General features: G+C 61.8%; 15 protein-coding genes. 7 read left to right on the top strand and 8 right to left on the bottom strand.

Features of this window, described 5'->3' with window-relative positions:
* Positions 1-91 precede the first annotated feature (91 nt).
* The 3 genes from D3Y59_RS07045 to D3Y59_RS07035 form a co-directional block, all read right to left on the bottom strand.
* Positions 92-808 (bottom strand): 3-ketoacyl-ACP reductase, encoded by a 717-nt coding sequence (locus tag D3Y59_RS07045; protein WP_119444411.1) that lies wholly within the window; start codon positions 806-808, stop codon positions 92-94.
* 178 nt (positions 809-986) lie between these two features.
* Positions 987-1,343 (bottom strand): DUF3140 domain-containing protein, encoded by a 357-nt coding sequence (locus tag D3Y59_RS07040; protein WP_119444410.1) that lies wholly within the window; start codon positions 1,341-1,343, stop codon positions 987-989.
* A 48-nt stretch (positions 1,344-1,391) separates the two neighbouring features.
* Positions 1,392-1,859, bottom strand: coding sequence for a DUF5872 domain-containing protein (locus D3Y59_RS07035; RefSeq protein ID WP_119444409.1), 468 nt, complete (start codon positions 1,857-1,859; stop codon positions 1,392-1,394).
* 181 nt (positions 1,860-2,040) lie between these two features.
* On the opposite strand from D3Y59_RS07035, the gene D3Y59_RS07030 reads away from it, so the two are divergent.
* Both D3Y59_RS07030 and D3Y59_RS07025 read left to right on the top strand, forming a co-directional pair.
* On the top strand, positions 2,041-2,478 hold the full coding sequence (locus D3Y59_RS07030) for a hypothetical protein (RefSeq protein ID WP_119444408.1): 438 nt from the start codon (positions 2,041-2,043) through the stop codon (positions 2,476-2,478).
* Between the two features lie 113 nt (positions 2,479-2,591).
* Positions 2,592-3,413, top strand: coding sequence for a hypothetical protein (locus tag D3Y59_RS07025; protein ID WP_162910613.1), 822 nt, complete (start codon positions 2,592-2,594; stop codon positions 3,411-3,413).
* 78 nt (positions 3,414-3,491) lie between these two features.
* Here the strand turns inward: D3Y59_RS07025 and D3Y59_RS07020 are convergent, their stop codons facing one another.
* A complete protein-coding gene (locus tag D3Y59_RS07020) occupies positions 3,492-4,568 on the bottom strand; it encodes a TolB family protein (protein ID WP_119444406.1) in 1,077 nt (358 codons plus the stop codon).
* Between the two features lie 94 nt (positions 4,569-4,662).
* Here D3Y59_RS07020 and D3Y59_RS07015 point away from each other — a divergent pair, with 94 nt between their 5' ends.
* The 4 genes from D3Y59_RS07015 to D3Y59_RS07000 all read left to right on the top strand — a co-directional run bounded on the left by D3Y59_RS07015 (position 4,663) and on the right by D3Y59_RS07000 (position 8,101).
* Complete coding sequence (locus D3Y59_RS07015; RefSeq protein WP_119444405.1) at positions 4,663-5,316, top strand: class I SAM-dependent methyltransferase; 654 nt, start codon at positions 4,663-4,665, stop codon at positions 5,314-5,316.
* Between the two features lie 444 nt (positions 5,317-5,760).
* Positions 5,761-6,567, top strand: a complete 807-nt coding sequence (locus tag D3Y59_RS07010) for a class I SAM-dependent methyltransferase (RefSeq protein WP_119444404.1) — start codon at positions 5,761-5,763, stop codon at positions 6,565-6,567.
* Positions 6,568-6,582: 15 nt separating this feature from the next.
* Positions 6,583-7,524 (top strand): citrulline utilization hydrolase CtlX, encoded by a 942-nt coding sequence (gene ctlX, locus D3Y59_RS07005; RefSeq protein WP_119444403.1) that lies wholly within the window; start codon positions 6,583-6,585, stop codon positions 7,522-7,524.
* A gap of 148 nt (positions 7,525-7,672) precedes the next feature.
* Positions 7,673-8,101, top strand: coding sequence for a BLUF domain-containing protein (locus D3Y59_RS07000; protein ID WP_162910612.1), 429 nt, complete (start codon positions 7,673-7,675; stop codon positions 8,099-8,101).
* A gap of 91 nt (positions 8,102-8,192) precedes the next feature.
* Here the strand turns inward: D3Y59_RS07000 and D3Y59_RS06995 are convergent, their stop codons facing one another.
* The 3 genes from D3Y59_RS06995 to D3Y59_RS06985 all read right to left on the bottom strand — a co-directional run bounded on the left by D3Y59_RS06995 (position 8,193) and on the right by D3Y59_RS06985 (position 11,956).
* Positions 8,193-9,716, bottom strand: coding sequence for a malate:quinone oxidoreductase (locus D3Y59_RS06995; protein ID WP_119444401.1), 1,524 nt, complete (start codon positions 9,714-9,716; stop codon positions 8,193-8,195).
* Between the two features lie 297 nt (positions 9,717-10,013).
* Entirely contained in the window at positions 10,014-10,601 is a 588-nt protein-coding gene (locus D3Y59_RS06990; protein WP_119444400.1) for a hypothetical protein, read from the bottom strand.
* Between the two features lie 260 nt (positions 10,602-10,861).
* On the bottom strand, positions 10,862-11,956 hold the full coding sequence (locus D3Y59_RS06985; protein ID WP_119446367.1) for a mechanosensitive ion channel family protein: 1,095 nt from the start codon (positions 11,954-11,956) through the stop codon (positions 10,862-10,864).
* Between the two features lie 312 nt (positions 11,957-12,268).
* Here D3Y59_RS06985 and D3Y59_RS06980 point away from each other — a divergent pair, with 312 nt between their 5' ends.
* A complete protein-coding gene (locus D3Y59_RS06980) occupies positions 12,269-12,832 on the top strand; it encodes a cupin domain-containing protein (protein WP_119444399.1) in 564 nt (187 codons plus the stop codon).
* Here the strand turns inward: D3Y59_RS06980 and pncA are convergent.
* Positions 12,829-13,455, bottom strand: a complete 627-nt coding sequence (gene pncA / locus D3Y59_RS06975) for a bifunctional nicotinamidase/pyrazinamidase (protein ID WP_119444398.1) — start codon at positions 13,453-13,455, stop codon at positions 12,829-12,831. The genes D3Y59_RS06980 and pncA overlap by 4 nt on opposite strands.
* Positions 13,456-13,494 lie beyond the last annotated feature (39 nt).

Here is a 13,494-nt window from a genome sequence, read left to right as displayed (position 1 = left end):
CGCTTAACTGCATGAAAAAGGAGCCCCCGCCCGGGGGCTCCTTTTTTTGTTGTGCCCGGCCGCTGCCGCACGGGCTGCGGGCCCGGGGCACCTAGGGATTCGTCGACCACATGCCGGCTTCTTTGATGAAGATGCGGCGGTTGAGCTTGAGCTGCGCGATGATGAACTCGGCCAGGTCTTCGGGCTGCATCACGCGCTCGGGGTTGCCGTCGGTAAGGTTGTTGCTGATGGCCAGCTCGGTAGCCACCGTACTGGGCGTAAGCGCCGATACGCGAATGTTCTGTTTGCGCACCTCCTGCATCAGCGACTCCGTAAAGCCCAGCACCCCAAACTTGGAGGCACTGTAGGCGCTGGTGGTGGCGGCCCCCCGCTGGCCGGCCGTGGAAGCCACGTTGATGATGTCGCCGGCCTGGCGGGCAAGCATATCGGGCAGCACGGCGCGGGTTGTGTAGTAGGTGCCCAGCAGGTTCACCTGAATAATTCGCTCCCATTCCTCCACGGGCATGTCGAGCAGCTTGGCAAACGTGCCAATGCCCGCGTTGTTGATGAGGATATCGATGGGCCCGAGCTGCTGGCGCACTTGCTCCACGGCGGCCTCCACGGCCAGGCGGTCGGCTACGTCGGCGGTTACTACGGCGGCCTTGCCGCCCAGGGCGGCAATTTCGGCGGCCACTTCCTGCAACTGGTTTTCGGAGCGGGCCAGCAGGCCCACGTGGGCGCCTTCTTTGGCCAATGCCACGGCTACGGCGCGGCCAATGCCTTTGCCAGCGCCGGTTACCAGGGCAACTTTCCCGGTTAGGTTTTCCATATGCTTGCTTGGAGTAGTTAGGGAATGAGGTGTATAACCAAAGGCCAGCCCCTAGGTTGCTCACGCCCGCAATAACTTTCGGGCCCTAGGTGCGCGCTGGTTGTTAAGGCGCTGGCAGCTAGCAACAAGAAAGGCCACCCCTGGGCAGGAGCGGCCTTGGAGCAGCCAGGGCTGGCGGCTACTTGCTGCGTTTGTCCTTCAATGGGTCGTGGCCCCAGTTCATGAGCGAGTACCGCCAGCGCGAGTTTTCCACGTCTTTCGCATCGTGCGGACCTTGGGCCAGGTGGCGGCTCACGTAGCTGTGCACGCGGTGCATGTGTTCTTCGTCGTCGGGCGTGAGGTCGGCTTGCTTTTTATGCAGTATCTGCACAATTCGCTCGCCGGAGTGGCGGCCAATGCTGTTGCCGTCGCCGCTGTCCTGGCCCACCGATTTCGATTCGTCGGTGCGTAGCCATTTCTCGAGCTCCGGGGCGGTCATGTTCACGTCGTCCTTGAACTGCTTGCGAATGTCGTCGTTGTTGTGGGGAGTAGCCATGCGGGGTGTGGTTGTGGGTGATGAAAAAGTGCCTGCGGCGGCCGTGGGTTAGTCGTGCTGGCTGGCGTTGCGGTTGGCTGCTTTGGCCGCAGCCGTGTTCTCCACGTGTTGTTTGCCGGCGCGCGAACCGGCGCGTTTCTTGGCGTCGGTGGCTTTTTGCTGGGCCGGTGTTAGTTGCTCCCAAGCCTCCTTGGGCAAGTAGCGGGCGGTGCCGCGGGCGCGTTGGGCCGGTTTGCCGTCGGCCGTTTGCCAGTGCTGCTCCGTCCACTCGTGCAGGTGCGCTTGCGCTTCGGTGGGTTTGCGGTTGTTGTAGCCTCCGCCGGCCTTTTTGTACTCGCGGGTGAGCAGCTGCGATTTGCGGGCGCTCCACTGGCCGGCCTCGCCGCCTTTGTCGCCGGCCATAATCTGTGCCTTTAGCTTTTCGCGCAGCTTGGGGTCGGTGTAGGTGTCGTCCGGCGTCCGTTTGGCGGCGGGCTTGTGCGCAGCTGCGGCTTTGCTGGCTGATTCCTTTGCCATTGCAATGATTTTGTGGGTGAGTAAGACTGCATTGCCGGGGAGGAGCAGCTACTCTTAACGTGCGGAGCCCTAGGTGGTTTACCACAAATCGAGTTAAGCCCAACGGTTTACGCCTCCCAACTGCTTACTTCGTGGCGCTCCGCTTTAGTAAGAGAATCCGGAACCTGACCCGCCAATAGCCTTGAAAACTTTACTCTCCGAACGCGTTGCCGCCTACGGCATCTTGCTTATAACTAGCCTATCGGTGGTGTTTCACCTGTTGGTGCTGGCCCGCGTTGTGCCATCCGACATTGTGTGGGGTGGCGGCCAAAAAGACGCGCAGCAACTGCTGGTGCTCGAGTCGGTTTCTATTGCCATCAACCTGCTGATTTGGGCAGTGGTGGCCGTGCGGGTGGGCTGGCTTAAGCTGGCCATAAACGCCACCGTAATTCGCGTGGCGTTGTGGCTAATGGTGGGGGTGTTTGCGCTCAACACCGTTGGCAATTTGTTTTCAACTAACCGCTTCGAGAAGGCCGCCTTTACGCCCGTAACCTTGCTGCTGGCCTTGTTTAGTTTGCGCCTTGCGCTGGGTAGCCGCCTCGGCAAACAGCCAACTACGGCCGCGCAAGCCAAAGCGTGAGGCGGCACTGCCGAGCGCGGGCTTAGGTGTGGGCAGGTGCCGCCGGCGCTGCCACCTAGGGCCACAATCTGCGTACGTACCAGCAACAAGCCGTACGTCTGCCCCCAACGCTCATGACGCAGCACCCCTCAGCCACAGCCCCAACAACTACTCCGCAACATTGGCGCCCGTGCCTAGGTGGCCTGAGGCGGCTTGCCGCTGCGGGGGCAGTGCTGGCCTTTGCGCTACTAGCCACTGCCTGCTCGGGCGACAAACCGCGCGACACGGAACTGCAAACCGACCCCGCTACCGCCCAACGCGAAGCCGCCGAACCCGCCACCGCACCCGACGATTACGCCGACGATAACCTTCTGGTGGGGCCCGGCAGCTGGTTTCGGGTTACGGCCGAGCGAGCCTATTTTTTTGATGCACCCCGCGCTGAGAAACCCAACGGCCGCTACTTGCTGCGCGGCGACGTGCTGTATGCCGACGACGTGGTGAACCGCTACGTAAAAACCAGCTTTAAGCAGCCCAACGGCGCCACGGCCACCGGCTGGCTAAAGGCCGATGACCTGGGCCGCCTGGCCCGCAAACCTACTGTTGCCGCTACCCAGCGCGGCCGCACAGCCCAACGTCCGCAGCCCAGCCCCCAACCAACTCCACAGCCCGATGAGCCCTATAACTACGAGCTGGAGAACCCAGCGCCCAGCGCCCCGCCCCGCTCGGCGCGCCGCCAACCGGCCGCTGGCGCGGGGCGGGCCGTGGTGGCCGCTGAGCGTTCTTATTTCTACAACTCGCCCGACCTCACCGACCGCCGCAAGGCCCACTGCGTGCGCGGCGATAAGGTGCGCCTGGGCGAGGAGCAGGGCGACGCCGTGTACGTAACCTTCACGAATTGGGAAGGCGTAACCTCGCGCGGCTGGATGCGCAAAGACGCCCTGCAAGCCACGCCTTAACCACGCCTAATTAAAAAAGCCAGCTTGTGCGGCCGGCTCTTTCAGCAGTAAGCAAGGCAGCCACCTAGGGCTCGGGCATTAGCGCCACGAAAACTGGTTGCTGCCGCCGCTGATGCGGTAGCCTTTGGTGTCGCGGGGCCATACGGCGGCTTTATCGGACAGCACCACCGGCGCGGCAGCCGAGGAGGGCACCACCGCAATGGCCGTGTAGTAGCTGCGCTCGAAGGTTTTGTAAGCCCAGCAGGCCACGTGCTTGCCATCGGGCGACCAAGTAGGGTAGGTTTCGATGTTGTCGTTGTCGGCGGCCGTGAGCTGTTTCAGGTTGCTGCCGTCGAGGTTCATTACCCACACGTGGTTATTTAACACAAACGCTACGCGCTTGCCATCGGGGCTGGCGGTGGCGTGGTAGGGCGCCGGGTCGTCGAGGCCTTGGTCGATGCGCTGCGGGTTGCTCAGGCTGGCATCGGTGAGGAATATGCCCGGTTGCGGCGAGGTGTAAATGCTGCCATCGGTGCTGACGGTTTTGTGGGCGCCGCTCATCAGCAAGCGGCCATCGGGCAGCCAGTTGCCGTAATACTTGTCGTCGAATTTGGTGACGAGCTTGCCCGTGGCCTTGTCGAACACGGCCACGCAGTTTTTCGGAAACGCCTGGCCCGCGTAGCCCAGCACCGTTACGGAAAGGTACTTGCCATCGGGCGACACTTTGGGGTCGTACATGCTGCTCAGAATAGCCGAAATACCCGTGCCCCTGATTACGCTGTAGTCGGCCAAGGCCTGCTTGTACTCGGGGTTGTCGGCGCTCATATCGAGCACGTTGCGAAACTGCGAGGCCGAGGGGTTGCTCTTCTTGATCAGGTACTTCCCCTTCGGAAAAGCGTCGTTTACGTAGTAGATGTCGCCATCGGCTGCGCAAAACGGCTGCTGCGCTTTCTCCAGCACCGTGCGGTCGGCCTTCGATGCGAAATCATACACGTTGATGTCGTCGGTGTAACCGTGCACCAAAGTGCCTTTCCAGGGCGCCGCGGCCGGCGCGGGAGCTTTAATGGGGGCTTTGGCAGAAGCTTTAGGTGTGGGCTTGGTTTGGGCCACGGCAACCGCCGAGAAAGCACTAAGGCAGAGCAACGGCAGGGCACGAACGAGGGCAGGCATTTTCATGCACTAAAAATAGAATGGTTGAGCTTGCGGGCAATGCCCGCCCGCCAAACCCTGGGACCCGGTGGCCGTTGTTGCTACATCAGCCGCCTTGCCTATGAGCTCCGACCCCAACCAGCTATTCTCGGCCAATGCCTTTCGGCGCGTCGACGAAACGCCCGATGCCCAGTTTTACCGGCAGCCGCGCTTTGTTACGCACATTGATGAGGGCGCCATTGCGGCCGTTACGCAGCTCTACCGCGAGTATTTTGCCGCGGGTAGCACCTTGCTCGATTTGATGAGCAGCTGGGTAAGCCACCTGCCGCCCGAGGTGCAGTACGGCCGCGTGGTGGGCCTGGGCATGAACGAGGCCGAGCTGCGGGCCAACCCGCGCCTGCAAGCCTACGTGGTGCAAGACCTCAATCAGCAACCCCAGCTGCCCTTCGCCGACGCCGAGTTTGGCGGCGGCGCCATTTGCGTGTCCGTTGATTATCTTACGCAGCCCGTGGCGGTAATGCAGGAGCTAGGCCGCGTGTTGCAGCCCGGCGCGCCGTTGGTCATTACTTTCTCCAACCGCTGCTTCCCCACCAAAGCCATAGCCGCCTGGCACCAGCTCAGCGACCAAGGCCACCTGCAACTGGTAGGGCAATACCTGCAAGCGGCCGGCAACTGGCACGGCATCGAGCTGCTCGACCGCAGCCCGCGCCCGCGCGGATTTTCCGATCCGCTGTTTGCGGTGGTGGGCCAGGCCGGGGCCGCGCAGCGGCCCTAAGTGCTTAACAGGGTTACAACGAATAGATGAGCGCGCAGGCCGCAGCAGCGGCCATGACGAGGTAGAGCACTAGGTCGTTGCGCCTGACGGCTCGTTCGTACTTGCGTGAGGAATACATGGCCTGAAAATCAAAAGGTTGTTTCAGCGCCGGCTTGCCATTGGTGGCGCGCTGGCAACGTGCGGCACATGCGTTGCAGCGGTATTATAATGTACGGCTACTGCCAGCCTTGTGCATGTTATTGGTTGTTAAGGCTTTGTTATGTTTTTGAGCCTTCGTAACCAAGGCCCAGGCCTAATGCCAGCTAAGCAGGAACAATCGGCTGTCGGAGTGAAATTGTATTGTCCACATTTTCATGTGGATAGCTGTGGATAAATATATTTGCCTGCATATTCTATTTGGCGGACCCGCAACAATGCACTTGCGCCACTCGCCGCCGTTTTGCTATGGACGCAACCAATACCTACCTCGAACTGAACCGTGCCCTCTGGAACGCCCGTACCGAGCACCACCTAACGTCGGAGTTTTACAATGTGGAAGGCTTCCGGGCCGGTAAATCGTCGCTGAACAGCATCGAGCTGGAGCTGCTGGGCAAGGTGGCCGGCAAGCGGGTGCTGCACCTGCAGTGCCACTTCGGGCAGGATTCGTTGTCGCTGGCGCGGCTGGGGGCGCAGGTAACCGGCGTCGATCTGTCGGACGAAGCCATTGCCGCGGCTCGCCGGCTGAACACCGAACTGGGCCTCACGGCGGAGTTTGTGCGCTCCGATGTGTACGAGCTGCCCCAGCACTTGCCCGCCGAGCAGCAGTTTGATGTGGTGTTTACCAGCTACGGCGTAATCGGCTGGCTGCCCGACCTAGGCCGCTGGGCTGAGGTGGTAGCGCGCTACCTGAAACCGGGCGGGCAATTCCTGCTCGTGGAGTTTCACCCGGTGGTTTGGATGTTCAATAACGACTTCACCCACGTGCAGTACAGCTACTTCAACGCGGGCGCCATCGAGGAAACCGAAACCGGCACCTACGCCGACCGCGAGGCGCCCTTGGTACACCAATCCATTACCTGGAACCATAGCCTGAGCGAGGTGATTGGCAGCCTGTTGGGGAAGGGGCTGCAGCTCACGCATTTCTCCGAGTACGATTACTCGCCCTACGACTGCTTTGCCCACACGGTGCCGGCCGGCGAGGGGCGCTACCACATTGGGCCCCTGGGTGATAAAGCCCCGTTGGTGTACGCCGTGGCGGCAACCAAGCCGTAGGCTACCTTTGGGCTTATGCAGGCAGCCCGTACCGTATTTGTTGTTCGTCCGGCCCGGTTTGGCTTCAATGCCGAAACCGCCGTTTCCAATTCGTTTCAGCAAGCCCACGGCCACCTCGGCGCCGAGCTGGTGCAGCAGCAAGCCCACGCCGAGTTTGAGGCAGCCGTGGCTACGCTGCGCGCACAAGGGGTAGAGGTGCTGGTGTTCGAGGATACCGCCGAGCCGCCCAAGCCCGATGCCGTATTTCCGAACAACTGGCTTACGCTGCACCCCGATGGCCGTGCCGTGCTGTACCCCATGTGCACGCCCAACCGCCGCACCGAGCGCCGGCCCGATATTTTGGCGGCCCTGGGCAGCGAGTTTGAAGTGCGCGAAGTAGTCGACCTATCGGCGTACGAAAACCTAGGGCAGTACCTCGAGGGCACAGGCAGCATCGTGTTCGACCACCCCAACCGCGTGGCCTACGCCTGCCTGTCGCCGCGCACCGATGCCGCGCTGTTCGGGCAAGTGGCCGATATGCTGGGGTACCGCACGGTGGCTTTTCGGGCGCACGATGCACAGGGCCAAGCCATTTACCATACCAACGTAATGATGTGTGTGGGCCCGCAGTTTGCCGTGGTGTGCCTCGAAAGCATTACCGACGCCGCCGAGCGCGCCCAAGTAAAGGCGGAGTTGGGCAGCACCGGCCACGAGCTGGTTGAAATCAGCCTAGGGCAGGTGGCGCAGTTTGCCGGCAACATGCTGGCCTTGCAATCCGGGGCTGGCAAAGCGCTGCTGGTGCTATCGGGGCAGGCGCAAGCGGCACTAACCCAGGCCCAGCGCGAGCAACTGCAGCGCCACTGCCAACTGGTGCCGCTGGCCATACCCACCATCGAAACCATTGGGGGCGGCAGTGCCCGCTGCATGCTGGGCGAGGTATACCTGCCCCGGCGGCAATACTCGGAGTCTGCAACCTAGGGTACTTAATGTGATGGTATTAATGCCAGAATAAATTTGCTTTCGGCGGACAGGATTGGCATATTGGCTAGCTGCCCGGCGGCAGGGTGCCGCCGCGGTGTGGCAGCCGCGGCTCGTGCTTCCATTTCCTTCGCAGCCGGTTACGACCATGCACCACATCGTATACCAAAGCACCGCCGTCGAGCCTTTTTCAGCCGAAGCCCTGTGGGTGATGCTCGACCACGCGCGGCGCAAAAACCGGCGCATCGGCATTACCGGGCTGCTGCTGTATAGCAATGGCAACATTCTGCAGATTCTGGAAGGCGAGGAGCCGGTGGTGCAGGAGCTGTACGAGGCCATTCAGCACGACGTACGCCACACTAACGTGATTACCCTGGCCGATGGCCCCATCGAAAACCGTATGTTTTCGGACTGGACCATGGGCTTTCAGAACGTGGCCGAAGGCGACTTCCGACACCTCATCGACCAAGCCGAAGCCAACCAGAAACTGCTGCCCACGGTGGTGCACCCCGAGGTCGACGAGCCGCTGATTTGCCTCATCAAATCGTTTGTGGAAGACGAGCAGCCCCTGATTTAGCCCTAGGTGCCGCCTTGCTGCTTACGCAAAAGGGCCGCCCACGTGCGCGTGGGCGGCCCTTTTGCTGTTTAGGTTCAAGGTTTTGCCTAGGTTACTTTGCCTCGGTGGGCTCGGCCGCCATCAGGTTCAGCACGCGGCCGGTGTACTCCCGGATTTCCTCCACCATTTGCGGGTGCTCGTGCAGCGATACGCCGTACGACGGAATCATTTCCTTGAACTTGGCCTGCCACTCAGGCGTGCGGGCCTGCTGCGGAAAGCAGCGCTCAATCAAGCCCACCATAATGCTCACGGCTGTGGAGGCACCCGGCGAGGCACCCAGCAGCGCAGCAATGGAGCCATCGGAAGCGGCTACCACCTCGGTACCGAACTCGAGCACGCCGCCCGCTTTCTTGTCTTTCTTGATTACCTGCACGCGCTGGCCGGCAATTTCCAGCTCCCAGTCCTCAAAGCGGGCTTCGGGCAGGTATTGCTTCAGCGAAGCAAAGCGGTCTTCCGGCGACTGACGCACCTGATCGATGAGGTAGCGTGTGAGCGGGATGTTCTTGAGGCCGGCAATGATCATGGGGCGCATGTTGCTGAGCTTGATGCTCAGCGGCAAATCCAGGAACGAGCCTTTCTTCAGGAACTTGGTGGTGAAGCCGGCGTAGGGCCCAAACAGCAGCTCGCGCTTGCCGTTGATCATGCGGGTATCCAGGTGCGGCACCGACATGGGCGGCGAGCCTACCTCGGCCTTGCCGTACACCTTGGCTTGGTGGCGCTCAATTACTTCGGGGTTCACGCACTTCAGCCACTGGCCGCTCACGGGGAAGCCGCCAAAGCCAGCGGCCTCCGGAATGCCCGAGCTAATGAGCAGCGGCAACGAGCCCCCGCCCGCCCCAATAAACACAAAGCGGGCCCGCAGCTTCAGGGTGTCGCCGGTGGCGCGGTCTTTGGCTTTGATGCGCCAAGTGCCGTCGTCCTTGCGGCGCAGCTTGGTTACCTCTTGGTTGAAATGGAAGGCTACGTTGGGCTTCTCCTGCAGCAAGTGAAACATGCCGCGGGTGAGCGAGCCGAAGTTGACGTCGGTGCCCATGTCCATGCAGGTAGCGGCTACCTTCTGGCTAGGGTCGCGGCCTTCCATCACCAAGGGCATCCACTTCAGCAGTTGCTCGCGGTCTTCGGAGTAGCCCATGCCCTTGAACAGCGGCGACTGCGTGAGGGCCGCGTGGCGCTTGCGCAGGAAGTTCACGTTCTCCTCGCCCCACACAAAGCTGAGGTGCGGAATGTGGTTGATGAAGCGGCTGAGCCCGGTTACCTGGTACTTCTCGGCAAGGAAAGCCCAAAACTGCTTCGACTGCTCGAACTGGTCGGCAATCTTGATGGCCTTGCTCGTGTCAATCGAGCCGTCGGCTTTTTCGGGGGTGTAGTTCAGCTCGCAAAAGGCCGAGTGGCCCGTGCCGGCGTTGTTCCAGGCGTCGGAGCTTTCGGCCGCGGCTACGTCGAGGCGTTCCACCACGGCAATGCTCAGCTCGGGCTGCAGCTCCTTGAGCATCATGCCCAGGGTGGCACTCATGATGCCGGCCCCAACGAGCACTACGTCGAGGGATTGTTCGGAAGAGTTATCTATAGAAGTCATGAGGCGTTGGGGAAAGCCTTGCAGAATACGTGCAACGCGCAAAAAGGTATTTGGTTGGGGGCCACAAACTCGGGCGAGGCCACACGCCAAAAGGCCGACCGTAGGGGCCGGCCGCAGCAGCTAAGCGCGGGTTTGGCTGATGCAGCAACTGGCCAACTAGCCCGCCACGCAGGCCGTGGCTTGCGCCCACAGCCCCCAACGGCACCTATTCGGGCCGCAAATGTAGAGCATCAAACAAAGAAAAAGCCCGGAGAAATTCCGGGCTTTGCTTTCCTTCTGAGTATCAGGCCGCCTAGGTTAGTACCCCACGGGCGAGTAAAGTATGGGGTTGAGCCCCGGCGCCGAGGAGGCGCCCTGCACCACGCGCACCCCACCCGAAACCGAGATGTTCTCGGTGAGTTTGTAATCGGCGCGCAGGTTTACGCCCTGCCCTAGGTTGCCGAAGCCCGCGTAAGGATTTACGGCCGGGCCCATGTTGGGCAAACCGGGCGTCAGGTCTTTCCAGGCGCTGCCGGTAAGGGCCAGGCGCGGGCTGAGGGCATAGGTGCCGCCGCCGTAGAGCAGGTAGCGGTTGGTGCCGTTGCGCAGGCTGGCGCGCGGCGCGCCGCCCTCGGTGCTGGCGGGGTAGTGCGCCGCACCCGGCATCAGGCGCATAAACGTGCCGCCGGCAAACAGCGTGAGGCGGTTGCTTACCTGAAAATTGGCCTGCGGGCTGAGGTAGGAAGCCGAGCCGTAGCGGCCCGCAAACGAGGCCCCGGCTTGCACGTTGTACGACACCAGCGGCGCGCGCAAACCCAGCGCAGGCGCCTCTTGGGCATCTTGTGCCAGCACTGCACCGGCCGAGAGCAGCAGGGCACCTAGGGCAACGAAAAAGCGAAATTTCATAAGGCAGCGGAGTAGGGTAACCGAGCCAGTTGGCACCCCCAAGATACGCAATGCGAAACGAACAAGATTGGTGCCGCAAGCTCCTCGGTGGCACCGCACCTAGGGCATGGCAAACGGCTAGCGGGAGGCCGGCTTTGGCAACTCCTAAGTGCGACTTCTGGCCTTAAGCACCGAAAACGCAGCTTTTTTTGTTGAGTTGAACAAGCGCATTTCTGGCCGGAGTGGAAGCGCTTGGTGGTTAGCTGGTCTGTTGATTGGGGCTATGCTTCGGCGGCAGCACCTAGGGCGTTAGGCTCCGGGGTGCTGGTACGGATGCGGGGCAGGCACTGCGGGTAATGCTGCTGCACAAAGCCGAGCAGCTTTTCGCGCACCTCGCAGCGCAGCTCCCAAATGTCGCCCGAGCTGGCCGCACTAACCAGGGCGCGCAGCTCCAGGGTTCGGTCTTTGGAGTCGGTTACGTGCAGCACGCACAGGCGCTTATCCCAGTACTGGCTTTGCTCCACAATGCGCTGCAGGGCCGTTCGCACCTCGTCTACCGGAATAGTGTAGTCGGTTTGCAGGTGCACGGTGCCGAGCAGCTGCGAGGTAGTGCGCGTCCAATTCTGGAAAGGTTTCTCGATAAAGTAGTTGAGCGGCAGCACCAAACGGCGCTCGTCCCAGATGCGCAGCACCACGTAGGTGAAGGTAATTTCCTCTACGCGGCCCCACTCGCCCTCCACCACCAACACGTCGTCGAGCCGGATGGGTTGGGTAAAGGCTATCTGAAAGCCGGCCAGCAAGTTGCTGATGGAGCGCTGGGCCGCAAAGCCCACAATTACGCTGGCGATGCCCGCCGAGGTGACCAGCCCCGTACCAATTTTGCGTACTGTGGCAAAGCTCATCAGCACCAATGCCACGGCCAGAAACACGATCAGCGACACCACAAACTTGCGCACAAACTGCAACTGCGTAAACAGTTTGCGCACGCGCAGGTTGTCGCCCTCATCGAGGCGGTAGTGGTGCTGCACCATGTCTTGCACCACCCGCACCAGCCGCACCAGGCACCACGCAAACGAGGTAATCAGGCCGGTTTCTACGATTCGGCGCATTACCTCGAAAGGCTTGGGCGCGAGCGGGGCCAGCGGCAGCACAAACGACAGCACCAGCACGGGCAAAAAGTAGCCGCTCGGGCGCTTCAGCCGCCGCACCACCGATTGCAGCAGCACGGGGTCGTTGGGGCGGTGGCTGTAGGTACGCAACACCGCGAAGATGGCCAGCTTGAGCAGCAGCCCGGCCGCCAAACCGCCCAGGATTACGGCGGCCGTGCGTAAGGCAATATCGAGCTGGTAGGGGAGGTCGAGGCCTAGGTCGGACATAAGCAGAACAGCATAGGTAGGCCGCTGCCGGCCAGCGGCAGGCTTCATGCTGTACCCCGCGCCTACGGCAAAGGTTGTGGCCGCAGCAGCTCGGCTACATGGCTATGCGAGGCCTAAACCACCCGGCTTCACATGTTTATGTGGATGACGCAGCTGCTTGCGCACGGTATTTTTGCAGGGAGAATTTAGATGAATTTTCGCGGCCACTGCCCTTACTGGTTGGCGAATTGACTTGCCTGCTTGCGCACCTAGGGCGCTTACCTAGCCACCACCTATCCCGTTTGTTTTCCGCCTATCTACCTGTGCAACGCCATGGCTTATCAAGGTCAGTTCATCGAAAACCCGATTACCGGACAAAGCATTTATTTCCTGACGACTACTCGCCAAAGCTGCGGCGCCGAGTTGGTCGTCGAATCAAGCTACCGCGGACGGAGCCTCGAGCCCCAGCCGCACTTTCACCCCACGCAAGAAGAACATTTCGAGGTGCTGCAAGGCGAGGTAACGGTACGCCTCGATGGCACCCTGCGCACCTTACGCTGCGGCGAGGAGCTACGCATTGCGCCCGGCCAAGTACACAGCATGTGGAACAGCTCCGAAGCCCGCGCCACTGTGCGCTGGACTACCCGGCCCGCCCTGCGCACCGAGGAGTTTCTGGAAACGGTATTCACCCTGGCGCAGGCTGGGTTGGTAACGCCCGGCGGCGTGCCCGGCGTGCTGCAATCGTCGCTGTTGGCCGGCGAGTTCGAGGGTGAGTTTCGGCTTGCCGAGCCGCCGCGCTGGGTGCAAAACATATTGTTTGGCTTGCTGCGGCCCATTGCACTCCTATTGGGGCTGCGGGCGGTGTACAGCCCCGTGCGCAAAACCAAAATAGCCTAGGTGGCGGCTTGCTGGCTTAGCACCGCGGCGCTGCTTACCAACCGGCCGCCTAGGCGCTCAATATCAGCCTTGGCCTGCTCGTAACCCTCCGCCGAAATGGGCCGCGCGGCATCCTCAATCAGGTAAGTCTCGAAGCCCTCGCGTAGGGCATCCTTGGCCGTGAAGTACACGCAGTAGTCGCCGGCCAAGCCGGCCACGTACACCTGCCGCACGCCTTTGCCGCGCAGGTAATCGGCCAGGCCCGTAGCCTTCCGGTGGCCGTTGTCAAACAGGCCGCTGTAGCTGTCGATTTCAGGGTCGGTGCCTTTCCGGAAAATAGCCTCGATGCGCTGCGTGTCGAGTGCCGGGTGCAGCTCGGCGCCGGACGTGCCCTGCACGCAGTGTACCGGCCACAACACTTGCTCCAGCCCGTGCAATTCGGTGGTTTCGAACTCGTGCTTGCCCGGGTGGTTGGCCGCGAAACTTTTGTGCGTGCGCGGGTGCCAATCCTGGGTGGCCACCACCAGCTCGAAGCGCGGTTGCAGCGCGTTGGCCAGCGGAATAATTTGGTCGCCCCCGGGCACGGCCAGCGCCCCGCCCGGTACAAAGTCGTTCTGAATGTCGATGAGCAGCAGAGCTTTCATGGGCTTGCGGAAGGGTGGATGACCGTACGAACGCGCCGC

The organism is Hymenobacter oligotrophus (assembly GCF_003574965.1).
GTDB lineage: Bacteria > Bacteroidota > Bacteroidia > Cytophagales > Hymenobacteraceae > Solirubrum > Solirubrum oligotrophum.
The sequence above is the reverse complement of the archived record's forward strand: the minus strand, read 5'-3'. Positions and strand labels throughout refer to the sequence as shown.